The sequence below is a fragment of the Streptomyces sp. NPDC090127 genome (assembly GCF_044746945.1).
GTDB lineage: Bacteria > Actinomycetota > Actinomycetes > Streptomycetales > Streptomycetaceae > Streptomyces.
This window is the reverse complement of the sequence record NZ_JBIVDE010000002.1, coordinates 225,971-249,248: the sequence shown is the minus strand read 5'-3', so window position 1 is coordinate 249,248 and position 23,278 is coordinate 225,971. Positions and strand designations below refer to the sequence as shown.

Genomic DNA, 23,278 nt, shown 5'->3' with positions numbered 1-23,278 from the left:
GTCATTTCCGCGGAGGCAAATCGGAGGCTGGGCTGATCGGCGGGCGCCCGGCGGGGGGTGTGCAGGCCCTCCGCCCAGTTCGTGGTTGTGTCGCGCGTCGAACGGCGCAATCGGACGGTGTCACCCGCACGTGTTCCCGTCGGCGTGCGAGGCAGCGACGGACGGCATCGGAGAGGCAAGCGCGCGGGGTGGCTTTCCGGACCGAGCTCGGACCGGAAAGAGAACGGAAAGAGAACGGAAAGCGTGTCAAGAGCCGGACACCGGTGGGAGGGAAGAGGGGAGGAGGTGCCGTGGTGGTCCGGTGGGCGGCGTCCGCCGGCGGGGCGAGCACGCGGGAGGCCGGCGGGGCGATCCCCGGCGATCTTCCCTCCCCGAGGGGCCCCTCAGGCGGGTGTGGTGCCCCGCTTCGGTGGCGTTCTTCCTGCCTCGGCGTGGAGGGTCAGCGGCCCAGGTCCGACAGAACCGCCTTCGCCGCACTCTCACCCGACGTGGCCGCGTCCGCGAGCGACGGCATGTGGAGCTGGTAGTCGCCGGCGAGATGGATCGGCCCGAGAGGGTGGCGAAGCGTCGGCAACGACTCACGTCCCCGGGGTGCCCAGAACGGAACCACACGGCGGTGGCGTCGCACGATACCGTCGCCGAGTTTCCCTTCGAGCTGGGGGTAGACCGAGAGCAGATCTCTGGAGAACCGGGCGACGATCTCCTCGTCGGAGAGGGCGAACAGAGCGTCGGCCGAGGCGCCGCCGGCGAAACACGCCAGCGCACCACCCGGCCGCCGCGGACCGTTCTGACGCAGGGCGGCGGCGTGATTGAACATCGCCTGGAAGGACAGTTGCGGCGTGGAGACAGCGAGGAGCCCGTCCCAGGGCTGAGGCCCCTCCTCCTCGGTGAAGAAACCGACGATCACGTAACGGCCGTAGCGGATGTCGTCGAACGCGTGGCGATGTGTCTCCGGAAGGTCGGGAAGGATCTGCGGCGCGATGTCGCTGGGCACCGAGACGATGGCGCGCTTCGCGCGTATCCGTGTCGGGCGACCGGCGACGACGTGGTCCACGACGACGCCGTCCCCGCTCTTCTCCACCGTCCGGACGGTGGCTCCGAGCCGAAGACGCTCGCCGAGGTCGGCGGCCAGGATGTCGGTCAGCGTCTGGTTGCCACCGGCCGGCAGGGCGAAGTTCGGCACCTTCGCCGGGTCCGTCAGAGCGAGTCCGATCGACACCACAAGCTGGGTCGCCGCCGTCTCCTCGGGCTCGCATCCCATCCATTGCCCCGACCACGAGCGGACCATGGTCCGGGCCAACTCGGAGCTGACACCGCGCAGGAGGTCCGACGCGGGACGCGTGTCGAGCCTGGAGCGCACCCTTTTCGCGAGACGGCTGTCCGATTCCAGGAACGGCGCCGCGGCAAGGATGCGAGCGCCAATCATGGCCATGCCGACGCGGTCCATGAAGCCCATGCGGGTGCGGAACATGAGGGCGAGCAGGTCGGACGTGTCGACCACGGCGCCGTTGAGAACAAGCGCCACGCTGGACTCGGCCAGGGATCCCATCTCGATGTCGTGCCGATGGAGAGCGTCGATCAACGGGCCGGTCCCCTCGGTGAACTGGGTGCCGACGTTGATCCAGTACTCGCCCTTCCGGACCGTCTCGACGCGTCCCCCCGGCCGGTCCGCCGCTTCGAGTACCACGACGTCGGCTCTGTCCGCGAGCGTCGTGGCCGCCATCAGGCCCGCCATTCCCGCCCCGACGACCACGACGTCGCAGGTCTCCTCGTCACTGTCCTTCACTGCGGTCATGGCTCGCGACTCCTCGTACCGTCACTGCTCGACAAGTGGAACTCGAATCGCTTTCGAGAATACCCGCGCTGCCGTCTCCCGTACACCCGGACGACCCCGGTCGGTGGTGAGCGGCCTTGCGGAGGGGCCGAGGGTGCTACCTCTGCGCGTGCGCGCCGAGGAGGCCCACCGCGGTGAGGAACAGGTAGGTGCCGACGACGTAGAAGAGCACGCGCAAGGCGACGCCTTTGGCCTTCCCTCTCTCGTCGGCCCGGTCTGGATGCTGGTCCTCGCTGCTCACGACGGTTCTCCTCCCAGGAGTGATGTCAGCCGACGGGGTCGCCCGTGGCGACCTGCGCCAGGGCGTAGAAGCTCGACCGGCCCAGTCCCGCGGCCTCGGCCGCCTCGAGGTCGTTGCCGATCACCGCGACGTCCCGCTCGGTGTGCATGGCCATGCGTGTGTTCATCTCATTTCCGGACCGGCCTCGTGACGGGTGCGGTCGTCTGTCGGCGATAGGAATCGAACTCGATTCGACTTTAGGTTTGAGGCCCGCGCGCGGTCAAGCCGAGAGTGTCGTCGCGGCGAAAGGGGTGGTCCGCTCCGGTGTCTCGTCGCCCTCCTTGAGGGAGTGATCGACAGGGGCGGCTGATACGATCTCGAATTGTGTTCGAGAAAAAGTCGACAGCCCAGGCGCCGGCTCGTCCGGCGGTGCAACGTCGCGGCATGGAGCGGAGGCGGGCCATCCTGGACGCCGCCGAGGAGCTGCTCGGCGAGCAGGGCTATGAGGCGGCCACCCTGAAGGCGGTCGGCGAGCGGGCGGGCATCCCGATCGCCTCGATGTACCACTACTTCTCCGACCGGCATCAGGTCGACGCCGAGCTCCTGCGTCGGCATCTGCAGGCGGTCGAGGAGCTCGTCACCACCGCCTTGGAACACTCCGAGCTGACCACGCTGAAAGCCGCCGCTGACGTCGTCATCGACCCGATGCGGGACTATTTCCGCACGCATCGCAGCTGTGTCGAGCTGTGGTTCGCGGGGCGCAGCGAGATCGTCAGCGACCTGGTGCGAGAATTCGACGCGGCGCAGGCCGACCGGCTCTGGCGCCTTCTCGTGGAGCGTGGACTGCTGCCGGCCGACACTCCCCGGCTCGTCCTGCAGCTCGCCTTCGAGGTGGGAAACCGTCTCTTCGACATCGCGTATCGGCAGTCGCCGACCGGTGACGACGTCACGATCGACGAAGCGCGCCGCATGGTGACCGCGTACCTGGAGACCTACGCCGTCTGATCGGGCGACCCGCGTCACGCGAGCGAGCGCCGGCCCCGGGGGGATCGTGCGTGGACGGCGTCACCTCGCGGCACTACCGAGAAGATCGTCCACCAGCAGGGCCTGTTCCGCCCAGATCACTTTCCCCTCGCGGCCGTGCCGTGTGCCCCAGCGCTTGGCGAGCTGGGCGACGAGGAGCAGCCCGCGGCCGCCCTCGTCGTAGGTGCGGGCACGCCGCAGGTGCGGGGCGGTGCTGTTGGCGTCGAAGACCTCGCAGGTCAGCGTGGACTGCAGGATCATCCGCAGTCGGATCGGGCTCTTGCCGTACCGGATCGCGTTCGTCACCAGTTCGCTGACGATGAGCTCGGTGGTGAAGGAGAGCCCGTCGAGGCCCCAGGCGTTCAGTGTGTCGGCGGCGAAGCGGCGCGCCCCGGCCACGGCAGCCGGGTCGGAGGGGAGGTCGAGGGTCGCCACGTGGTCCGCGTCCAGCGACATGGTGCGGGCCACCAGGAGGGCGATGTCGTCGACGGGGCGCTGCGGCAACAGTGCGGCGATCACTCGGTCACAGACCTCGTCCGGTGACGCGGACTCCTGGGCCAGTGCGTCGCGCAGCACCTCGCGAGCGGTGTCGACGTCGCGGGTACGGCTCTGGATGAGCCCGTCGGTGAACAGGACCAGCAGGCTCCCCTCTGCCAGTTCGAACTGCACGGTCTCGAAGGGGAGTCCCCCCAGGCCCAGCGGAGGGCCGATCGGCATCTCCGGGAACTCGACCGACCGGAAGCCAGAGGCGCCGTCCTCGCCGTCCGGGGGAGTGGCCACGGCCGGCAGGACGTGCCCGGCGCTGGCCAGCGAACACACCCGGGAGACCGGGTCGTAGACCGCGTAGAGGCAGGTGGCACTGGTCTCGCCCGCATCCTCCCCTTCCTCCTCCTGGAGCCGGATGACCACGTCGTCCAGGTGCGTGAGCAGTTCGTCGGGCATCAGGTCGATGTCGGCGAAGGCGCGCACCGCCATCCGGAGGCGGCCCATCGTGGCGGCGGCGCGCAGTCCGCGTCCGACGACATCGCCCACGACGAGGGCCACCCGGGCTCCGGACAGAGGGATCACGTCGTACCAGTCGCCGCCCACGCCGGCGTGGGATCCGCTGGGCAGGTAGCGGGAGGCCGCGACGACGGCGGACTGTTCCACCGCGTGCCGCGGCAGCAGGCTCCGCTGGAGGGTGAGCGCGGTGGAACGCTCGTTGGTGTACCGGCGGGCGTTGTCGATGGACACCGCCGCCCTGGCCGCGATCTCCTGAGCGAGGAGGAGATCGTCCTCGTCGAAGGGCGTGCTGCTCCCCGTACCGAAGAACTGGACGAGGCCCAGTGTCTCCCCACGGGCCACCAGGGGAAGCAGCATGGCCGAGTGGAACTCGCCGCGCGGGGTGCCTCCGCCTGCGACGTGCGGGGCCTCGGATGCCTCTTCGCGGCGTAGAACGGGCGTGCCGGTCGCCAGCGCACGAGACGGTTCCGATTCCGCCGGGTAGCTGTGTGTCCGTCCGGTCGGTACGGGGAAGTCCGTGGCGCCGTCGTCGGGGACGGACCGCTGGGCGACGCGGCGGAGCGGTGTCGGGTCCGACGGCGGCGACGCGTCGTCGTCGAGGACGGCGGCGAGGAGGTCTACGGTGACGAGTCCGGCGAAGCCGTCGGTGCCGACGTCCACCAGTTCGTGGCAGGTACGGCCGATGTCGAGCGTGGTTCCGATGCGTCGGCCCGCCTCGTTGGTCAGGAGGAGCCGCCGCTGCAGTCGACGGTCGCGTTCCTCCTGGTAGGCCGCGACGATGTGCGCGGAACTGCGGTCCACGTACGCGAAACCTGCCTCCATCAGCCGTAGTGCCGCGGCGTTGACCAGCTCCGGGTCGTCGGTGAGCGCGGGGACCTCGGCCTGGATCAGCTGGAGCAGGGCGACATGGCCGAGCCGGTAGCCACGCAGGAGCGTGCTGATCGGCACCCCGCCGCGGGCGAACCGCCGGGCGAGCTCCACGGACTGGGATGACGCCGGGACCTCTGCTGCGTCGAGGCCGTGTTCGAGCACGTCCAGAAACGTGACGACGTGACCGGCCGTCTCCTCGGCGACGAGGGTCGTGATCTCCCCGTACCTCCAGGGCTCGGGAAGCTTGCTGCGGGTGTACCGCAACATGGCGTCGACCGACTCGTCCGTCCGCGGCCTGAGCTCCTGAGCCAGACGGCAGAGGAGCGCGTCCACATCGGTCCTCATAACGGCATTGTCCAGAATGGTGCGGCTGCCTGCCACCGGGTGAGGCGGTGGCCGGCTCTGCCCATGGGCACCGTCACTTCACCGGAGCCGAGCCGCGTCGGGCGTTCCGCCGGCTGCCGTTGAACAGATCGTTGAAACGGTCCACCGTCCAGATGGTGCGCAGTCCCGCGGCGCTCATCATCACAGGACGAGGGAAGGCGGACTTCTTCGCCCAGAGTGCCTTCAGGTCCTCGTGCTGTTCGCCGTCCACGATGAGGTCGGCGAGGAGCGAGCCCACGTACGGCGCCTGGGCCAGGCCGTGGCCATTGCAGGCGACCGAGTAGTAGACGCCGTCGCGGGTCCTGCCGGCGACCGGGAGCCAGGACGGGGTGATCGCGACCCACCCGCCCCAGGCCCGCGCGGCCGCGACGTCGGCGAGCGCGGGGAAGCGCGTCTCGAAGGCGCGTGCGAGGTCGGCGACGACAGTTTCGTCCGGCTTCCTCGGAGGAAGGGGATGGTTCTTGCCCCGCTGGAGCCGACGGACACCGAACACGATGGTGTTGCGTGAGGTCAGCCGGTAGTTCTCCATGATGTTGTGCTGGGTCACCACCCCCGACCGGCTGGTCCACCCCAGTGCGGCCAGGCGCCCGGGGTCGATCGGCTCGGTCTCCACCTCACTGACCCAGATCGGGACGGAGAGCCGCTTCGGGGCGATGGCCAGCTCGCCGCCGAAGGCGTTCGTCGCGAGCACGACCCTTTTCGCGCGCACCTCGCCCCCGGGTGTCCTGATCACCACGTGATCGCCGTTCGGGGTGACCTCGGTGACGTGCGTCCGCTCGAAAACCCTGGCGCCGGACGTGAGGACGGCGCGGCGGACGCCCAGGCTGAACGTGCCGGGGTTCATCATCCCGCCGACGGACTCGCGCATGCCGCCGAGGAATCCGCGTGGGATGCCGAGCTCCGCGCTCGTGCCGAGTTCGACGTCCGCGCCGGCCTTCCGCAGGAGCTTCGTCACACGGCGCACACGGCCCATCTGCCCACGGGAGACAGCGGCGCAGACGTTGCCCGTGGCCTCGTAGTCGCAGTCGATGTCCAGGCGCTCGATCAGCCGCTCCAGGAAGTGCGCGGAGTTCTCGGCGAACCGGACGATGCCGGGAAACCTCCTGGGGTAGAGCAGGCTGAGGAGCTGGATGTCGCCCCCCGGAGCGCCTGCCACCTGCCCGGCGCTGCGCGAGGCGGAGCCGTGCCCGCAGAACTCGGCCTCCAGCACCACCACGTCCCGGCCGCGCTCCGCCAACCGCAGCGCCGTCGACATTCCCGCCAGGCCGCCGCCGATGACCGCGACCTCGCAGGTGACGTCCTCGACGAGGGGGAACCGGACATTGCCGGGCGGGTCGACCCACCCGCTGAAGGTGGTGTACTCGACGCTGTCCGTCTTCATCTCGCGCTCCTCCTGGGCGGTCGGTGTCACGGCGGTGGACGATGGCCGGCACTTCGCCGTGTGGTGTGCTTCGTGGTCCGTCTTCGGTGATCCCTGCGGAACAGTGCGCTCCGCACTCCGTGGATCCCGCTCCGCTCGGCCTCAGGTCAGCCGGCGCTTGAGGATCTTCCCGGTGGAGGTCATCGGCAGGCTCGACACGAGCTCGACGACGCGGGGGTACTTGTAGGAGGCCATCTGCTCCCTGCCCCATGTGACGAGCTCGTCGGCGGTGAGGTCGGCGTCTCTCTCGAGGATCACGAAAGCCTTGATCTCCTCGCCGTGGCTGTCGTGCGGGACACCGATGACCGCCGCCAGGCTCACCGCGGGATGGGTGAGCAGTACCTCCTCGATCTCGCGGGGGTAGACGTTGTAACCCCCGCGGATGATGAGGTCCTTCGCGCGGTCGACGACGGAGTAGAAGCCGTCCTCGTCGCGTCGTGCGAGGTCTCCGGTGCGGAACCAGCCGTCGCGGATCACCTCGGCCGTCGCCTCCGGGCGGTTGTAATAGCCCTTCATGACGTTGTGGCCCCTGATCGCGATCTCGCCGACCTCCCCGGCCTGGGTGACCTCCGTCCAGTCCGACCGGATCAGTTTCAGCTCCACACCCCAGATCGGGACGCCGATCGAGCCAGGCCGGGGTTCGAGCCGGGGATCGCTGAACGTGGCGACGGGCGACGTCTCGGACAGTCCGTACCCCTCGAGCACGGTGATGCCGAGGCGCTGCTCGACCTGGCTGATGATCTCGACCGGCAGGGCCGCCCCACCGGAGATACCGATCCGCAGGTTGTCGGCGATCCGGTGGACGTCGATGTCGTCGGTGAGGGCGTTCAGCAGTCCCCACCACATGGTCGGCACACCGGCGAAGAAGGTGATGGCCTCCCGACCCATCAGCTCGACGACCTCACGAGCGGCGAAGCGCGGCACGAGGTGCAGGGTCGCGGCGACCGAGAACCCCGCGTGCATCTGCACCGTCGCGCCGAAGGTGTGGAACAGGGGAAGGCACACCACGTGGCTGTCGGTGGCCGGTTCGTTGCGGAACAGCCGGTTGTTGGCCACCACGTTCATCATCGTGTTCGCGTGGGAGAGTTCGGCCCCCTTGGGCCGGCCCGTCGTTCCCGAGGTGTACAGGATGACCGCCGTGTCGTTCGGCTCCGTGACGACCGACTCGAACACGGTGCTCATGCCGGCGAGTGCCCGGCCGAGCGTCTCGGTACCGGAGATCGGGCCGGGAGCCTCCGGATCGGCGGTGATGACGAAGAAGTGCTCCACCGTTCCGGCCTCTTGGTGTCCGGCATGGCCCTCCGCGGCCATGGGCAGCTCCGGAGTCCCTTCGAAGCAGAAGTACGCCGTGACGTCCGCGTCGGCCAGGTGGTAGGCGATCTCGCGGCCCTTGAGCAGGACGTTGAGGGGGACCACGACCGCACCCGCCTTGAGCACGCCGTAGTAGACGATGGGGAAGTAAGGCAGATTGGGGCAGCTGAGGGCGACCTTGTCACCGGGGCGGACGCCCCGGGACACCAGAAGGTTGGCGACCTGGTTCGCCGCCACGTCGACCTGACGGTAGGTCAACCGGGTCGTACCGAGCACGAGTGCGTCGCGGTCCGGAAACGCGCGGGCGGAGTCTTCGAGGAGGATCGAGAGGTTGAGCATGATGGTTCTCCAGCGGCTCTGGTTTTTTCATCGGGCGATCTCAACGGCTGAGTCCAAGGACGTCACCCCCCAGTCGCCGCGTCCTTCACCCGCGTCCCGGACACGACAACGACATGTTTCACAGCGGAAGGTCCGGCGAGTCGACTCCGACCACCCGGTCGCCGCAGAACACGCGCACCGACTCGGCGGGGCCGTGACCGCCGATGCCGGCCGGCCCCCAGAAGCTCTGCGCGGAATCGTCGCCCAGGTCGGCGAGCTTCGCGCCGTTGACCCGCACTTCGCCCGACAGCACCCGGGAGCCCACCTCGATGGCGCGTTCGGTGTCCCCGCCGAACACGTAGGCGTCGAGTCCCGAGGGGTGGGCGTTCGCGATACGCAGCGCCTCCTCGTCGGAATCGACGGCGTGCAGGGACACCACGGGGCCGAACAACTCAGCGGTGGCCTTCGCCGGGTCGGCCCCTGCGGCGACAGTCGGTGAGAGGAAGAACCCGTCGAGCTCGGGCAGCCGGGCCGGCTGATGGACGCTGGCTCCCAGGGCGCGCAGTCCCTCGATCCGGCTCCGCAGGGTCGCGAAGTGAGGCGCGTTCGAGATCGGGCCGAGCTCGACGCCCTCGTCGAGCGAGTGACCGACCACGACCTTGGAGAGGCGCTCGGTCAGCGCTTCGAGCAGCGGCGCCACCAGGCTCCTGTGGGCGAGTACCTTGCCCGGCCCCTCACACCACTGGCCGTTCAGCTTGGTCATGCCCTCGAAGATCCCGTCGGCGGCGACCTCGACATCGGCGTCGTCCAGTACGAGCGCGGGGTTGTTGCCGCCGAGCTCCAGCTGAAGGACCTTGAAGTCCTCCGCGGCCGCCCGGGCGATCGCGCGGCCGGCCACCGGACCACCGGTGAACGACACGGCCTTGACGCGCGGGTCACCGGTCAGCGCGGCGCCCACGTCGCCGCGGCCGTGCACGAGCTGCAGCGCGCCGTGGGGAAGTCCCGCCTCGACGAAGCATTCGACGATGATCTGCGCGCTGCCCGGGGCGTGTTCCGACGGTTTCAGGATCACCGGGCAGCCCGCCGCGACCGCGCTCACGACCTTCGCCGCGGGGATGAAACTCGGCCCGTTCCACGGGGTGAGGATCGCAGCCGGCCCCCACGGGACCTTGTACTGGCGGACATCGCGGCCGCCCGCCGCCAGGGCCCGTACCCGGGGGACGGCCAGCAGGTCCGCTGCCGTCGCCCGGATCCTGGCGGGCAGGAACGCCGCCACCTTCCGGGTGACGCCGATCGGCACACCGCTGGTCAGGGAGTCGGTGCGGGCGATGTCCCCGACCCGGGTCTCGACGAGCGCGGCCACGCGCTCGAGCATGGCCGCACGCTCCTGGCGGGCCTCGTCGTCCCACCGGCCGACGCTGTACACGCGCGCGGCGTGCTTCAGAGCCCGTTCGACGTCGTCGGAGCCGGTCGTGACCATACGGTGCACCGGTTCCCGGGTATTGGGGTCGATGTTCCATTCGCCCCGGACCGTCTCGCAGTCGCTCCAGGCGTCCGCGATGTAGTTCACCGGCTGGGGAATCGCCGTCTCGGTACTCGACATGGCAGTCACCTCTGCATCCGTTGTTGATCAGGCCTGGAGGTCGACGACGATGCGTGTCACGTCGCCGCCGCGCATCGCCTTGAAGCCCTCGTTGATCTCGCCGAACGGGATCACCCGCGTGACCATCTCGTCGAGCAGCAGCCGCCCCTGCTGGTAGAGGCGCGCGAGCTGGACGATGTCCTGACGCACCTGACCCGATCCCATGTACGAGCCGATGAGGCGCTTCTCGCCGAAGAAGAAGTCCGACGCCGGCACCTTGAGCTCGGTGCCTTCCGGGGCGATGCCCACCAGGCACGCGGTGCCGGCCGCCCGCAGCACCGAGAGCGCCGTGGCCGCGGTGCGTGCTGAGCCGACAGCCTCGAACGAGTAGTCGACCCCGTCGCCCAGCAGGTTCCGCACCTCTGCGGCGACGTCCTCGACACCCCCGTTCACGACGTGGGTCGCGCCGTAGCCGCGCGCTGCCTCGAGTCGTGCCTCGTCGAGGTCGATCGCGACGACGGCCGAGGCCCCCGCCAGTCTGGCCCCCTGGACGATGGCCGATCCGACCCCGCCGCAGCCGATCACCGCGACCGTGCTTCCCGGACGCACCCGGGCGCCGCGGAAGACGGCGCCGACCCCGGTGATGACACAGCACGCCAGGAGGCATCCGACGTACAGCGGCACCGCGTCGTCCAGCTTCACCAGCGCGTTCTCCCGCATGAGGGTGTGCCGCGAGAACGCGCCGATGTCGCCGAGCCGCTCGACCGGCTCGCCGTTCGTCAGCCGGAAGGCGGGACGCGGGCGACGACGGACCTCCGCCACGCGCTGACACTGCGTCGACCGGCCGACCTCGCAGTCGACGCACCGTCCGCACGACGGCGTCAGTGCCCCCACCACGCGGTCGCCGACACGCAGACCGGTCACCGCCGAGCCGGTCGCCTCCACCACACCAGCCACCTCGTGACCCACCACGACCGGCAGATCGGTAGGCACCGTGCCCGTCATGTAGTGCAGGTCGCTGTGGCACAGGCCCACGTGCGAGACCGCGACGCGCACCTCGTCCGGCTCCGGACCGTCCACCTGGATCGCGGTCATCTCGAGCGGCTCGTTCACCGCGGTGAGCACCGCGGCCTCTGTGTCGATCACGTCTTCTCCTCTGTCGTTCCTTACCGAAAGGGCCATGCGGACCCCTGTCGCGGAGCTATTCGCGCGCGTCCTTGGCGGTCCAGAAGCCGTCGATGCCGGCGCTGAACACCCCGCTCTCCCAGCTCTTCCGCGCTGCCTCGTCCTCGCGGGCGAACGCCTGCTCGATCTCGTCGGGCCCCGGCCGCAGCAGCGCGAGGTGAAGCGCCGTCGTGTTGTGCTCCGGCGTCCACTCGATGACCAGGTCGACGGCGCGGTCGACGAGCTCGTCGGACGCGACGATCTCGTCCAGGAGACCGATCCGCAGAGCCTCCTCGGCGCCGATCCGCGGCGAGCCGAGGATCATGCGCGTCGCGTGGTTCCGCACGAGCCGGGGGAGCAGCAGGCTCGACGCGTTCGAGATCGTGATGCCCCGGCCGTTCTCCGGCTGGTAGTACTCCGTCGCCGGCGTGCCGATCCGTGCGTCGCAGCAGAGGGTGATCTCCGAGGCGCCGCCCACCGCCAGGCCGTTCACCGCCGCGATGACGGGGACCCGTGTCCGAACGATCGCCCGGGTGATGTCGTGGAAACTCTCGAAGGCCGTGCGGAGCTGCGCGTACGAGGTCGGCACGGACCGCAGGTCCTCGCCCGCGGAGAAGGCCCGGCCTTCGCCGGTGAGCACGATTCCGCGCACGTTCTCGCCGGTGCCCGCCTCCCGGACGGCGCTTGCCAGCCGCAGCCGCGTGGCGACGTCCAGGGCGTTCAGCTTCTCCGGACGGCGCAGGGTGAGTACCGCCACGTCCCTGACGACGTCGACGCCGAGGAAGTCCGCAGGGGTGGGGGGTACGCCGTCGGCCCTGCGTCGGCTGCCCAGGTCGAAGGTGACGCCGGGTTCGGTCGCGGCGCGGGCCTTGAGCGCCGGTTTGGACACGCGCTCCGACGGCGTCCGTGGGAAGTCGGCGACGAACTCGACGTAGCGCGGCACCTTGAAACGGGCGAGCTGCCGGCCGGCCCGGTCGACGAGCCGCGCGGCGGTCGTACGGTTCGCCGACACACCGGCGGCCAGTTGAACGAAGGCCTTGACCTCTTCACCGAAGATCTCGTCGGGTTCGGCGACGACGGCGGCGGCCATGACCTCCGCGTCGCGTTCGAGAGCGGCCTCGACCTCGGCGCTCGCTATGTTCTCGCCACCCCGGCGCACCATGTCCTTGATGCGACCGACCAGGTGGATGCCGCCGTCCGGCCTGCGGGCGGCGACATCGCCGGTGTGCAGCCAGCCGTCCCGCAGCACGCGGGCTGTGTCCTCCGGACGGTTCCAATAGCCGCGCATCATCGGCCTGCCGGAGACGATCAGCTCACCGGGCTCGCCGTCGGGCAGATCGACTCCTCGCGGATCGATCACCCGGACCCGTTTCGTCGGCACCGGACGTCCCAGGTTGCCGCTCCCCACGGAGTCGGTGTCCTCCACGGGACCGAACAGGTCGACGCCCGACTCGGTCATGCCGTAGATCTCTCGCCACGGCGCGCCCCAGCGTGCTTCCAGCTGCGCGTGGATTCCGACCGGGATGCCCGAACAGAGCACCAGGCGCAGCTGGTTGTCCAGGTCGTCGGGGTTCGGCGGTTGCTTGAAGAGCAGCGTCGGCATGGATCCGAGAACGTAGAAGAAGGTCGCTCGATGGCGACGTACGTCGGCGAAGAACCCCGACGCGGAGAATCGGGGGAGTACGACCAGCGGGGCCCCGACCGTCAGGGCGAGCGCGGTGTTCCACTGCGGATCCATGTAGGAGAACGGCTGGGCGGTGAGCAGGACGTCGTCGGCCCCGAGGCCGGTCATCGCGGCGCAGTTCCAGCCCAGCCGCACCCAGTAGTCGTGGGTGAGCATGCACGCCTTGGGGAAGCCGGTGGTGCCCGACGTGTACTGCAGGTTCGCCAAGGTCTCGGCGGTGGGGCGGGCCGTCGGAGCGGTCGCGGGGAAGGGCGCGGAGCCGTCCGCGGCGACATCGACGATGCGCAGGTCCGCCAGGTCGGGCTCGGCGTCGCTGATTTCCTTCAGGAGACCTGCACGCTCGTGATCGGTGAACACGACCCGGGCACCCGAATCGCGCAGGAGAAAGGTGAGATCCGCCTGCCTGTACGAGGAGTTGACCGGTACCGCCACAGCGCCGGCCTTCAGCGCGGAGAGCCACACCACCGGCCAGTGCACGATGTTCGGGAGCATGAGGGCGACGCGGTCACCGGCCTGGATGCCGTCTGTCTCGATCATCCGATGAGCCAGCCGGGAGGTCCATGCTTCGATGTCGGCGAACGTCCAGGACTCTTCCCCGAAACGGAGGAACTCCCGATCGGGTGATCGCCGCGCACGCTCGGCCAGCAACGCGGTCAACGTCGCGGTGGACGGGTCCTCTCCCATCTGCTCGGGCCCGACGGCCGGCTGCGGACGGCGAGGGGCCGCGTTTTCCTCTCGCTGCGGTGCTTCTTTCACGACCACGACTGCTTCCTCTGCATGGGACGTTGTCCGTCGGTTCGCTTCGCTGCTGTGCATGCGGGTCGTCAGGCGTCGGCACGGCTCTGTTCGTGCGGGACCGGCCTCACTTCGGCCGACTCGTTGTGGTGGTGCAGGGCGCGGTAGGCGAAGTAGTACGTGAACATCTGGAGCCCCCAGGTGCTCAGCGCGCCGATGTAGAAGAGGGTGTGCGCCTCGTCGTCGCCCGGGATGTGGACGAAGTCGTACGTCCAGGCGATGACGCATCCGGCAGCGGTCGCCACCCCCGCGCCGATGGCCCACCCCTTGGCCCCGATCGCCCAGAGCCGCTTCGAGAAGTGGATCAGGAACAGGGTGGTCAGAACGTTGACGACGATGAGGAAGACCGCGACCCCCACGCCGAGCCGCTCGCCGAAGAGCAGCAGGGAGACCCCGACGACCGTGGCGAACGCGAACACCCCGACGTCCGTCCTTACGGACGGCTTGTACAGATGCGTCACGCGCATCAGGCCCATGACGAGAATCAGCGTGATGCCGACCGAACGGGAGAACTGGTCGAAGAAGAACGCGGCGGTGTACATGGGGCTTTCCTCGGTCGCCCCGACGGCCGCGTAGACGAGGAAGTTCGACCCGGAGGTGGCGACGATGATCCATTCGAGGCCGAGGAGATAGTTCCCGTAGTTCCGGATGAACTTCCACCCGAAGGTGAATCCGACGATGATCATCCAGATGTCGGCGAGCAGGAAAAGCAAGTCTCTGAGTGCCATTCTTCCTCCGTTCCTTGAGGTCTCGTCGGCCTCTGGATTTCTTCCGAGAGGCCACGATTCGAGGTGTCGCCTTTTCGGGCGGGCGCCGGGCGCATCGGACACTCGGACGGCTGCTTCCGGGCGATGCCGGCAGCGTCATGTCCTCCCGACGAGATCCTCGCGATCAGGCCTCGCGAGGGGTGAGAGTCATGCTGCTGTATCTCGGTCATCCGATCAAGTCATCTGACCAAGTATTTCGGGCGAGAGTGAGGGTGTCCGTCGATATGGACAAACCGGCTGGTAGCCTGGACGCTGACTTGATCGATCGTCCAACTTTGCAGGGGGTAGATGTGGCACGCGTACCGGCGGCCGAGCGGCGCAACGACCTGGTGAACGCCGCCATCCAAGTGATCGCGAGCCACGGTGTCGACGGCGCGACGACCCGCCGGATCGCCGAGCAGGCGAACGCCCCGCTGGCGACGCTGCACTACTGCTTCCAGACCAAGGAGCTGCTGTTCGCGGCCGTTTTCGAGCGGTTGACGGAGCGGTACCGCGAGGTTCTGATCGAGAACGATGTGCACGGCGACCTTGTCCCGACCGCGCGGGCGATCCTCCGCGGACTCCTGAACTGGTATCTCGAGTCCGATTCGGAATTCGCGTCCGCGAGCTTCGAGCTGATCAGCTGGGCGCAACGCCAGGAAGAGCATCCGGCGGTGACCGTGTACAACGAGGCGTTCAACGTCGTGCGATCGATCCTCGCGAGAGCGGCCACCGGACAGGACGTCGCGCCCGAGATGATCGACCGGATCAGCTACGTCATCAGCACCCTCTCGGATGGCTTCGTGGTGAACTGGCTGACGTATGCCGACCGTTCCCGAGCCGCCGACCAGGCAGAGGTCGTCATGGATGTGCTCGATGCCTGGCTGGCCGCGAAGCTCGCCTGATCACCGGCCGGGGACGTCGCCTGCGACCGGACCCGAGTGCGTCCGACCGCCGGCGGCACGCCGGCGCGCCCGGGTCGGCGTCGTCACAGGCGTTTGACGGATTCCTCGACGATCCACGTCATCGTCGGATCGTCGCTCTCCATCCACTCCGGGTGCCACTGCACTCCCAGTACCGGTGCGTCCGTACGCTCCACCGCCTCGACCACCCCGTCAGCCGTCCGGCCCGTGACGAGAAGCCCCGTGCCGCAGCGGTCGACGGCCTGGTGGTGCCACGAGTTGGTGACAGCCCGCCCTCCGAACAGTCCCGCCACGATCGAGCCGGCCTCGAAGGTCACGACGTGATCGTCCGTGCCGTCAGTGAGCGCGGCCTCCTGCGACAGATGCCGCACCTCGCCGGGCGGAAGGTCGGCGATGAGCGTGCCGCCGAGCGCGACGTTGAGGACCTGCATGCCCCGGCACACCGCGAGCACCGGTATGCGCCGTTCGAGCGCGGCACGTACGAGCGCGAGCTCGTACGCGTCCCGCTCGGCATCGTGGGCCATCGGGTCCGCACGCGGGTCGATGTCGCGGACCACGGACGGGTCCCCTCCCCAGGACGCCGGGTGCAGGTCCTGCCCGCCGGTGATGACGACGCCGGCCAGCCAGTGGCAGACCGCCTCCGGATCCGTCTCGTACGAGAGGTTCACGGGGAGACCGCCGGCCCGCGCGATCCGGATCGCGTAGTCGGACATGTAGGTGTCGGCGCAGCGATCGCCGTACCGGCGGTCCGCTCCTTTGACGAGATCCAGTCGCAGCCGCCGACCGGTGATGCCGATGAGAGGGCGCACCGCGGACGGCGTGTCGCCCTTCGTGCTCACGGCAGCTCGAAGTATCGGACGGACTCCCACGCGGAGAGTTCGGCGAACGGATCACCGCCTGTGGTGTGGAACTGCATCCACTCCCACCGGCGTGATCCGACCCAGTAGTCCACGAAGTCGGAGCCGAGGAGTTCACGGAGGATCGGATCCGCTTCGAGCGCGGCGGCGGCCTTGGTGATGGTGTCCGGCAGCCGGGTGACCTCCCCGGGCGGCATGCACCACGCCATCTCGGCGACCGGCGCCGGCGGTTCGGTCTTGCGTTCCAGTCCCGCGATCACACCGGCCAGCACGCCGGCCAGGGCGAGGTACAGGTTCGCGTCCGCACCCGGTACCCGGTACTCGAGGCGGGAGTACGACAGATGTCCGCAGACGGCACGGACCGCGGTGGTCTTGTTGCTGATGCCCCAGGTCGCGGTGACCGGCGGGCCGCTGAGATCCACCAGGCGCCGGTACGAGGTGATCTGCGGGAGCACGATCGAGGTGTTGCCCTCGATCGTCGCGAGCAGACCGCCGATGGCGTGGCGCATCGTCTCCGACGGTCCTTCCTCCGCGTAGAACGCGTTGGCACCGTCTCGCTGGAGGGAGAGGTTGATGTGCGAAGCCTGCCCGTAGCCCGCGGTCGGCTTGGCCATGAAGGTGACCGTGTGGCCGAGGTCGAAGGCCACCTCGCGCATGATCTGGCGGGTCCGTGCCCAGGCATCACAGACCGTGATCGGATCGCCGGGAGACAAGTTGATCTCGATCTGGCCGGCGGCGTCCTCGTCGCTCCAGGCCTCCCACTCGATGCCGACCGCGTCGAGCCGGTCGGCGACGGCCTTCATGTAGCCGGTCCAGTCCTTCGACTTCGCCAGGTGATAGGCCGTGCCCGCGCTCCCGCCGAGGGGGGTCAGGCCGCGGTATCCGCGTGCGCGCGCCTCGTGGACGGACTCCTCGAAGACGGTCGCCTCGATCTCGACGGCGACGGTCGCGGTGAAGCCGAGCGAGGCGAGTCGGCCGGTCATCCTCTTCGTCAGGTTCCGTGGACAGATCGGGACCGGCGAGCCGTCCTTCAGCCAGTAGTCGCCGATCACGGCGTCGAGACCCGGCTCCCACTCGACCAGGGTCGACATGTCGGGGCGGAAGTAGACGTCGTCCAGATGGCCGCGCCAGTCGGGAAAGGCGAAACCGAAGGCCGGTGCGTTGCCCAGGTCGAGCCCGAACAGGAGGTCGGCGAAGGCGAACCCCGAGTTCAGGCCCGAGGCGAACTTCTTCGGCGCCAGGGTCTTGCCGAGGAACGAGCCGTCGTGGTTCGTCGCCTCGATCCGGACGGCTCGAGTCCGGGAGTCGCGGGCGTCAACTCCCGCGACGAGCTGAGTGAGTTCAGACATCGTAACGAACCTTCCAGGACGCGCCGACCATGACCGACAGCTGAGAGAGAGTGCCCTGGATACCGAGCGCACCCGTGGAGAGAACGGCGAGCAGGTCGTCGGCTCCGGAGAACACGCCGGCGAGGGCCTCGGGGGCTCCGGCGATCAGGTAGTGCGTCGTGCCCTCGCCGAGAACAACCTGTTCCAGGCCCTCGGGTCCTTCGGTGACCGCGATGAGCACGTCCGGAATCCCCGGTACGGAGCGCGCGGCGGTCCAGAAGTGCTCGGCGGCCGACTGCCAGTCCGGCACCGGCGGCGACAGCGCGAGCAGCGCGTCCGCCGCGAGCTCGGCGTTGCCCGAGGGAGCGTCGGCGGGTGCGAACCTGGCGTTCAGGTCGACGGTGATCGTGGCATCGGGTGCGACGCGGACTCCGCTCGCGACCTCGACAACGCCGCCGCCGAAGGTGATCGTCGCCGCCTGTGGCGTCTCGTGGGACCGGATCGCCACTGTGGCGGCCGACTTCCGCAACGCCGGGAGCGCGTGGCCCGCGCGGACGGAGTCCCGCAAGGTGCGGCCGATCAGCCGCACGAGGGGAGTCGCATCCTCCTCGATCCTTACGTCGACCTCGGTGGCCGCCGCTGTGCCGGACACCGCAGGGGCCGTCGTGGTTTCGGTCATCCTCAGTCCTTTCGACTTCGGGAGATCACACGCGCCGCGAATCGGTCGCTTCGGATCTCGGATGGACCGTGATCATCATGGTCAAGTGACTAGATCAGGTGACTAGGATGGTGGGGTACAGGTCGCGACCTGTCAATGACTTCGGGGAGGCCCCACAGTGAATGAAGTGAAGCCCTCGTACTGGGATCAGCTGGACGCCGATGCGCGGAACGCGGCAGGATTCATCGCCGAAACCCTGACGAAGCCGCTCCGCGAGCTGGGTGCGGCGGCCGCACGACAGCTCCTGACGACCCCGCCGTCGGAGCGGCCGATCACCCCCCTCGACCGGGTCGAACGCCTGACCCTTCCCGCCCGCTCCGGCGAGCTCCGCGCACGCCTCTACCACCCGGACGGCCCGCCGCCCTCCGCCGGACCGCGCCCGGCGCTGGTCTATCTGCACGGTGGCGGCTTCGTCCTCGGCACCCTCGACGGAGTGGACGAGGTCTGCCGGGTGATCGCCGCCCGCTCCGGGTGGGCGGTGTTCTCCCTGGAGTACCGACTCGCGCCGGAGAACCCCTACCCGGCGGCCCTCGACGACTGTTTCGACGCGTTCGCCTGGCTTCGCCGCTCGGCTCCGGGGCTCGGTATCGATCCGCACATGATCGCCGTCGGGGGAGACTCCGCCGGGGGCAACCTGGCTGCGGCCCTGTGCCTCGAGCTCCGGGACCTGGGGCTCGCTCCGCCGGTGTCCCAAGTGCTGGTCTACCCCGCCGTGGACGACGCGTTCGCCACCCCGTCGTGGACGGACTACGCCCACGCGCCGGGGTTGACCAGCGCGGATGCGCGCTGGTGTTGGGAGCAGTACCTAGGGCGTGACCATGCGGGAACGGTCGATCACTACGCGGCCCCGATGCGCGCCGCATCCTTGCGGGATCTTCCGCCGGCGCTGGTTCTCACCGCCGAGGTCGACCCGCTTCGCGACGACGCCGAGGCGTACGCCGAAAGGCTGCGCAGTGACGGAGTGGAGGTCACCGTGACCCGCTGCGCCGGTGTGTTCCACGGCTTCTTCACCGAAGTGGGCGTGTTCGCCAGGACGGACGAGGCGATCGCGCAGGTCGCGCGGCACCTGCGGGACCTCGTCGACGCCTGAGTCACCAAGGCCGACGCGAATCGAATCGCATTCGACTATTGACGGCGCTCGGGCTCGTGGCTAGATTCCGTTGATCAAACGACTAAGTCAAATGACTGAGATGCGTATCCCGGTGCGCCGAGGGGCGACGGCCCCGCCCAGGCGAAGCCCTGACGGCCAGATGCCACCCGCATGTCGACTACCCGAAGGCACACGCATGACTGAGACCACCCCATCCACCGCACCCGTCGTCGACCTCCTCTGTGTCGGTGCGGGATTCTCAGGCCTCTACGCGGCGTACAAGGCCGTCGAGAAGGACTGGACGTTCGCAGGATTCGACGTGGCGCCCGACGTCGGCGGCACGTGGTTCTGGAACACGTATCCCGGTGCTCGGTGCGACGTCGAGAGCATCTACTACTCCTACTCGTTCAGCCAGGAGCTTCTGCAGGAGTGGACGTGGAGCGAGCGCTTCGCACCGCAGGCCGAGATCCTCAGCTATATCCGTCACGTCGCGGACCGCTTCGACCTGCGCCGGCACTTCACCTTCGGCACCCGTGTGACGTCCGCGACCTGGCTCCCGGAGGAGCGGCTCTGGGAGGTGGCCCTCGACTCCGGTGAGACCCGGCGGGGCCGCCACCTGCTCGCCGCCTCGGGCGGCCTGTCGACACCCAAGGACTTCGACGTGCCGGGCCTGGAGAATTTCACCGGGACCACGGTCTCGACGAGCCGGTGGAACATTCCGCTGAGCGATCTCGCGGGCAAGCGAGTCGCCGTGATCGGCACCGGGTCGTCCGCGGTCCAGTGCATTCCGCTCATCGCCGAGGTCGCCGAGCATCTCACCGTGTTCCAGCGCACGCCCAACTATGTCTTTCCGGCCCGCAACGCCCCGCTGTCGGCGGAGTACGTCGATGAGATCAAGAGGAGCTACGCGGCGATCCGCGAGGAGTGCCGGCACTCGCTCGGCGGCATCCCGGACCGCATCCCGGACGCCGCCGCGTTCGACGTCTCCGACGAGGAGCGGCGCGAGCGCTACGAGCGGGCCTATGTGCGCAGCGGATTCAACGGTGTCGGCGGCGAGTTCTCCGATCTGCTGACCGATGCGAGGGCCAACGAGACCGCGGCGGAGTTCGTGCGCGGGAAGATCCGCCAGATGGTCCAGGACCCCAAGACCGCCGCAGTCCTCGAGCCCCGCTTTCACCCGCTCGGCGCCAAGCGCAGCTGTTTCGGCACCGACTACTACGAGACCTTCAACCGTCCCAACGTCTCGGTGGTCTCCCTGCGTGACGAACCGATCGACACCATGACGAGCGACAGCATCGTCACGAGGGCCGGCTCCTACGAGATTGACGCCGTCGTGCTGGCGATCGGGTTCGACGCCTTCACCGGTCCGCTGTTCGCGCTGAACGTCTCCGCCCCGGAGGCGGGCAGGCTGCAGGACGCGTGGAGCGACGGAGTACGGACGTACCTGGGCATCATGACCGCTCGGTTCCCGAACTTCTTCATGATCGCCGGACCGCAGAGTCCCGCGCTCGCGAGCAATGTGGTGGTCACGATCGAGCAGGCCGTCGACTGGATCACCGATCTGATCGGGCACGCGAAGGCCGGGGGCGCCGAGGTCATCGAGCCGACGGCCGAGGCTCAGGACGACTGGGTGAAGATCACCGAGGACACGGTCGACCAGACTCTCTACGCGACCGCCGACTCCTGGTACCGGGGGTCGAACGTGGCCGGCAAGCCGACGACCTTCCTCGGTTACGTGGGTGGAGTCGGCAAGTACCGCCGGATGTGTACCGAACTCGCCAAGCGCGGCTACCCGGGCATCGAGCTGGACGGCGAGACCGTCGCCCGCCGCCTGGGCCGTATCCACGAGGAGATCGCGTGAAGGTCGTGCACCAGCGCTACGTCGCCCACTCCGAGGCGCACTACGCGGGGAACCTGGTCGATGGGGCCTTCGGGCTGAAGCTCTTCGGAGACGCCGGGACCCACTTGGCGATCACCCTCGACGGCCACGAGAGCCTCTTCGCCGGGTATGCGTCGGTCGAGTTCCTGGCCCCGGTCCGTGGCGGCGACGTCGTCGAAGTGGAGGCGCGCCTGGCGTCGAAGGGACGTCGCAGCCGGACCGTCGACTTCGAGCTGCGGATCATCTGCAGGTCCGTCGACGACAGCGGTCGGGCCGAGGTGCTGGCGGAGCCCGTGGTGGCCACTCGGGCGCGAGGGACAGCTGTCCTGCCGGTCGACGCCGCAGCGACGCACCCGTGACCGTCGGGGGCGGTGTCGGTCGGCGCGGGCGGTCCGAGGCGCACCACGACAAGGAGGGCTCACGTAGAGTAGGGCTCGGGCCGTGACTGGCGCTTGAGGTGGATCACCACCGGGGAGCGGCCCACGGAGCCGGCGCACCCGCGCGGTCTCCGAGCTGCCGTGCGCCTGGGCGATCACCCTGTCATCGACGACGCCCAGGAGTGGCCCATGTCCACCAGCACCGCATCTCTCATGGACGGCACCGCCCTCGCCCGCCGTACGGTCGAGGAGACCGCCGCCCGCGCCGCCGAGATCACCCGGCGCACCGGCGTCACGCCCTGCCTCGCCACCGTCCTCGTCGGCGCGGACCCCGCCTCCGTGACGTACGTGAAGATGAAGCAGAACCGCTGCGCGAAGGCCGGAATCAGCTCCCGACACGTCGAGCTGCCCGCCGAGACGACGACCGAGGAACTCGTCGCCGCGATCACCGCGCTCTCCCAGGACCCCGACGTTCACGGCATCCTGCTCCAGCACCCCGTCGGCCCGCACATCGACGAGCGGGCCGCGTTCGAGGCGATCGCTCCGGAGAAGGACGTCGACGGCGTCACCATGGCCTCGTTCGCCGCCATGGGCTTCGGACTGCCCGGCTTCGTCTCCTGCACCCCCGGCGGCATCATGCGGCTGCTCGACGCGTACGACGTCGATCCGCGCGGCAAGCGCGCCGTCGTCGTTGGCCGCTCCGCGATCCTCGGCAAGCCCGCCGGGCTGCTGCTGCTCGGCCGCGACGCCACCGTCACGTACTGCCACTCGCGTACGGCCGAGCTGTCGTCCGTCGTCCGCGAGGCCGACATCCTCGTCGCGGCGGTGGGCAAGCCCCAGTTCATCAAGGGCGAGGACATCAAGCCGGGTGCCGTCGTGATCGACGCCGGTTACAACCCGGGCAACGTCGGCGACGTCGACTTCGAGACCGCCGCCGAGCGTGCCTCCCTCATCACCCCCGTACCGGGAGGTGTCGGCCCGATGACGATCGCCGTGCTCCTCGCGCAGACCGTCGAAGGGGCGGAGCGGCAGCTCGGCCTGTAGCCCCGGAGCCGGTCGCCCCTGGCGCCACGGAGGGTCCGAACGACCCGTACAGGCTGGGCAACTGTCACAGTTCTGTACGGGCCGTGCTTCAACTCGGCCGCGAATCGGTGTCCTTGGGTGATCCCGGGCGACCCTGGTCGCCATGTACCCGCTCTCCGGCAAGAGTTCGCCGCCGTTCGCCCGGTACGTCCTCGTGCCGCTCCTCGCCCTGGTCGCGGCCGGCGCGTTCGTGAGCCGTCAGGAGGCCGACCGCCGGTGGGACGCGACCGTCGACGTCGCACCCGCGGTCGGCGAGCAGCTCACGGCCCACGGGGGAGCGGGTGGCGCCGTCGCCGGTGTTCCGTACCACCGCCTCACGCCGGGGGAGTGCTTCGACATCGACCGCGCCGCACCCGGCACCGTCGTACGGCGCGCCTGCGACCGCCCGCACGACGCCCAGCTCGTCGCCGTGGTCCACCTGACCGGCGAGCACCGTACGGACCTGCGGATACGGGACGCGGCGGCGGCCCTGTGCCGCGAGCCGCTCCGCCGCAAGGCCTCCGCGCAGCCGCGCGGCACGCGCTGGACCACCTTCGTCCAGTACCCGTACCGCTCCGGCTACCTCCTCGGCTCCGACGCCGTCGCCTGCAGCCTCACCGCGCACGCGACCCCCGGCGCTGCCCCGCGCCGGCTGACCACGCCCCTGCGCTGACCGCACCTCCGGCGCCGG

20 protein-coding genes and 1 riboswitch are annotated in these 23,278 nt (G+C 69.4%); of the genes, 7 read left to right on the top strand and 13 right to left on the bottom strand.

Annotated elements, in window-relative coordinates:
- Positions 1-439 precede the first annotated feature (439 nt).
- The 3 genes from ACIPPS_RS06875 to ACIPPS_RS06865 form a co-directional block, all read right to left on the bottom strand.
- Positions 440-1,753, bottom strand: coding sequence for a flavin monoamine oxidase family protein (locus ACIPPS_RS06875; RefSeq protein ID WP_401427782.1), 1,314 nt, complete (start codon positions 1,751-1,753; stop codon positions 440-442).
- A gap of 178 nt (positions 1,754-1,931) precedes the next feature.
- Positions 1,932-2,075, bottom strand: coding sequence for a DUF6126 family protein (locus ACIPPS_RS06870; RefSeq protein WP_401427780.1), 144 nt, complete (start codon positions 2,073-2,075; stop codon positions 1,932-1,934).
- A 25-nt stretch (positions 2,076-2,100) separates the two neighbouring features.
- Positions 2,101-2,241: a hypothetical protein gene (locus ACIPPS_RS06865; RefSeq protein ID WP_401427778.1), complete on the bottom strand. Its 141-nt coding sequence runs from the start codon at positions 2,239-2,241 to the stop codon at positions 2,101-2,103.
- A gap of 257 nt (positions 2,242-2,498) precedes the next feature.
- Between ACIPPS_RS06865 and ACIPPS_RS06860 the strand changes: the two genes are divergently transcribed.
- Entirely contained in the window at positions 2,499-3,059 is a 561-nt protein-coding gene (locus ACIPPS_RS06860) for a TetR/AcrR family transcriptional regulator (protein ID WP_401427776.1), read from the top strand.
- 60 nt (positions 3,060-3,119) lie between these two features.
- Here ACIPPS_RS06860 and ACIPPS_RS06855 read toward each other — a convergent pair whose 3' ends face one another.
- The 7 genes from ACIPPS_RS06855 to ACIPPS_RS06825 all read right to left on the bottom strand — a co-directional run bounded on the left by ACIPPS_RS06855 (position 3,120) and on the right by ACIPPS_RS06825 (position 14,335).
- Positions 3,120-5,294 carry a SpoIIE family protein phosphatase gene (locus tag ACIPPS_RS06855; protein WP_401427773.1) on the bottom strand — a complete coding sequence of 725 codons (2,175 nt, stop codon included), beginning with the start codon at positions 5,292-5,294 and terminating at the stop codon, positions 3,120-3,122.
- Between the two features lie 73 nt (positions 5,295-5,367).
- On the bottom strand, positions 5,368-6,714 hold the full coding sequence (locus ACIPPS_RS06850; RefSeq protein ID WP_401427771.1) for an NAD(P)/FAD-dependent oxidoreductase: 1,347 nt from the start codon (positions 6,712-6,714) through the stop codon (positions 5,368-5,370).
- 141 nt (positions 6,715-6,855) lie between these two features.
- Entirely contained in the window at positions 6,856-8,403 is a 1,548-nt protein-coding gene (locus ACIPPS_RS06845) for a long-chain fatty acid--CoA ligase (protein ID WP_401427768.1), read from the bottom strand.
- 118 nt (positions 8,404-8,521) lie between these two features.
- Complete coding sequence (locus tag ACIPPS_RS06840; RefSeq protein ID WP_401427766.1) at positions 8,522-9,985, bottom strand: aldehyde dehydrogenase family protein; 1,464 nt, start codon at positions 9,983-9,985, stop codon at positions 8,522-8,524.
- A gap of 27 nt (positions 9,986-10,012) precedes the next feature.
- Complete coding sequence (locus ACIPPS_RS06835; RefSeq protein ID WP_401427764.1) at positions 10,013-11,110, bottom strand: Zn-dependent alcohol dehydrogenase; 1,098 nt, start codon at positions 11,108-11,110, stop codon at positions 10,013-10,015.
- A 55-nt stretch (positions 11,111-11,165) separates the two neighbouring features.
- Positions 11,166-13,496, bottom strand: coding sequence for an AMP-binding protein (locus ACIPPS_RS06830; RefSeq protein WP_401427761.1), 2,331 nt, complete (start codon positions 13,494-13,496; stop codon positions 11,166-11,168).
- Positions 13,497-13,636: 140 nt separating this feature from the next.
- Positions 13,637-14,335 (bottom strand): transporter, encoded by a 699-nt coding sequence (locus tag ACIPPS_RS06825; RefSeq protein ID WP_401427758.1) that lies wholly within the window; start codon positions 14,333-14,335, stop codon positions 13,637-13,639.
- Positions 14,336-14,523: 188 nt separating this feature from the next.
- On the opposite strand from ACIPPS_RS06825, the gene ACIPPS_RS06820 reads away from it, so the two are divergent.
- Positions 14,524-15,258, top strand: a complete 735-nt coding sequence (locus tag ACIPPS_RS06820; RefSeq protein ID WP_401427756.1) for a TetR/AcrR family transcriptional regulator — start codon at positions 14,524-14,526, stop codon at positions 15,256-15,258.
- Between the two features lie 83 nt (positions 15,259-15,341).
- On the opposite strand, the gene ACIPPS_RS06815 is transcribed toward ACIPPS_RS06820, so the two are convergent.
- From ACIPPS_RS06815 to ACIPPS_RS06805, 3 genes are read right to left on the bottom strand one after another with little or no spacing between them, the layout of a single operon-like run.
- Complete coding sequence (locus tag ACIPPS_RS06815) at positions 15,342-16,115, bottom strand: gamma-glutamyl-gamma-aminobutyrate hydrolase family protein (protein WP_401427753.1); 774 nt, start codon at positions 16,113-16,115, stop codon at positions 15,342-15,344.
- On the bottom strand, positions 16,112-17,482 hold the full coding sequence (locus ACIPPS_RS06810) for a glutamine synthetase family protein (protein WP_401427751.1): 1,371 nt from the start codon (positions 17,480-17,482) through the stop codon (positions 16,112-16,114). Before ACIPPS_RS06810 ends, ACIPPS_RS06815 begins: the two co-directional genes overlap by 4 nt.
- Entirely contained in the window at positions 17,475-18,140 is a 666-nt protein-coding gene (locus tag ACIPPS_RS06805; protein WP_401427749.1) for a hypothetical protein, read from the bottom strand. The genes ACIPPS_RS06810 and ACIPPS_RS06805 overlap by 8 nt, the downstream gene beginning before the upstream one ends.
- A gap of 166 nt (positions 18,141-18,306) precedes the next feature.
- Here ACIPPS_RS06805 and ACIPPS_RS06800 point away from each other — a divergent pair, with 166 nt between their 5' ends.
- From ACIPPS_RS06800 to ACIPPS_RS06780, 5 genes are all read left to right on the top strand, one after another.
- A complete protein-coding gene (locus tag ACIPPS_RS06800) occupies positions 18,307-19,269 on the top strand; it encodes an alpha/beta hydrolase (protein WP_401427747.1) in 963 nt (320 codons plus the stop codon).
- 196 nt (positions 19,270-19,465) lie between these two features.
- A complete protein-coding gene (locus ACIPPS_RS06795; protein ID WP_401427744.1) occupies positions 19,466-21,130 on the top strand; it encodes a flavin-containing monooxygenase in 1,665 nt (554 codons plus the stop codon).
- Positions 21,127-21,507 (top strand): hotdog domain-containing protein, encoded by a 381-nt coding sequence (locus tag ACIPPS_RS06790; RefSeq protein ID WP_401427741.1) that lies wholly within the window; start codon positions 21,127-21,129, stop codon positions 21,505-21,507. The genes ACIPPS_RS06795 and ACIPPS_RS06790 overlap by 4 nt, the downstream gene beginning before the upstream one ends.
- Before the next feature lie 72 nt (positions 21,508-21,579).
- A riboswitch (ZMP/ZTP riboswitch) is annotated at positions 21,580-21,685 on the top strand.
- Positions 21,686-21,714: 29 nt separating this feature from the next.
- On the top strand, positions 21,715-22,569 hold the full coding sequence (locus ACIPPS_RS06785) for a bifunctional 5,10-methylenetetrahydrofolate dehydrogenase/5,10-methenyltetrahydrofolate cyclohydrolase (RefSeq protein ID WP_401427738.1): 855 nt from the start codon (positions 21,715-21,717) through the stop codon (positions 22,567-22,569).
- A 142-nt stretch (positions 22,570-22,711) separates the two neighbouring features.
- Positions 22,712-23,260, top strand: a complete 549-nt coding sequence (locus tag ACIPPS_RS06780) for a hypothetical protein (RefSeq protein ID WP_401427736.1) — start codon at positions 22,712-22,714, stop codon at positions 23,258-23,260.
- Positions 23,261-23,278: the final 18 nt, after the last annotated feature.

What these genes read in the sequence shown, in the direction of transcription:
- ACIPPS_RS06850 (WP_401427771.1), bottom strand. Translation starts at nt 6,714, where the DNA reads ATGAAGACGGACAGCGTCGAGTACACCACCTTCAGCGGGTGGGTCGAC.
- ACIPPS_RS06825 (WP_401427758.1), bottom strand. Translation starts at nt 14,335, where the DNA reads ATGGCACTCAGAGACTTGCTTTTCCTGCTCGCCGACATCTGGATGATC.
- ACIPPS_RS06845 (WP_401427768.1), bottom strand. Translation starts at nt 8,403, where the DNA reads ATGCTCAACCTCTCGATCCTCCTCGAAGACTCCGCCCGCGCGTTTCCG.
- ACIPPS_RS06820 (WP_401427756.1), top strand. Translation starts at nt 14,524, where the DNA reads ATGCTGCTGTATCTCGGTCATCCGATCAAGTCATCTGACCAAGTATTT.
- ACIPPS_RS06855 (WP_401427773.1), bottom strand. Translation starts at nt 5,294, where the DNA reads ATGAGGACCGATGTGGACGCGCTCCTCTGCCGTCTGGCTCAGGAGCTC.
- ACIPPS_RS06785 (WP_401427738.1), top strand. Translation starts at nt 21,715, where the DNA reads ATGTCCACCAGCACCGCATCTCTCATGGACGGCACCGCCCTCGCCCGC.
- ACIPPS_RS06805 (WP_401427749.1), bottom strand. Translation starts at nt 18,140, where the DNA reads ATGACCGAAACCACGACGGCCCCTGCGGTGTCCGGCACAGCGGCGGCC.
- ACIPPS_RS06810 (WP_401427751.1), bottom strand. Translation starts at nt 17,482, where the DNA reads ATGTCTGAACTCACTCAGCTCGTCGCGGGAGTTGACGCCCGCGACTCC.
- ACIPPS_RS06865 (WP_401427778.1), bottom strand. Translation starts at nt 2,241, where the DNA reads ATGAACACACGCATGGCCATGCACACCGAGCGGGACGTCGCGGTGATC.
- ACIPPS_RS06860 (WP_401427776.1), top strand. Translation starts at nt 2,499, where the DNA reads ATGGAGCGGAGGCGGGCCATCCTGGACGCCGCCGAGGAGCTGCTCGGC.
- ACIPPS_RS06830 (WP_401427761.1), bottom strand. Translation starts at nt 13,496, where the DNA reads ATGGGAGAGGACCCGTCCACCGCGACGTTGACCGCGTTGCTGGCCGAG.
- ACIPPS_RS06795 (WP_401427744.1), top strand. Translation starts at nt 19,466, where the DNA reads ATGACTGAGACCACCCCATCCACCGCACCCGTCGTCGACCTCCTCTGT.
- ACIPPS_RS06780 (WP_401427736.1), top strand. Translation starts at nt 22,712, where the DNA reads ATGTACCCGCTCTCCGGCAAGAGTTCGCCGCCGTTCGCCCGGTACGTC.
- ACIPPS_RS06840 (WP_401427766.1), bottom strand. Translation starts at nt 9,985, where the DNA reads ATGTCGAGTACCGAGACGGCGATTCCCCAGCCGGTGAACTACATCGCG.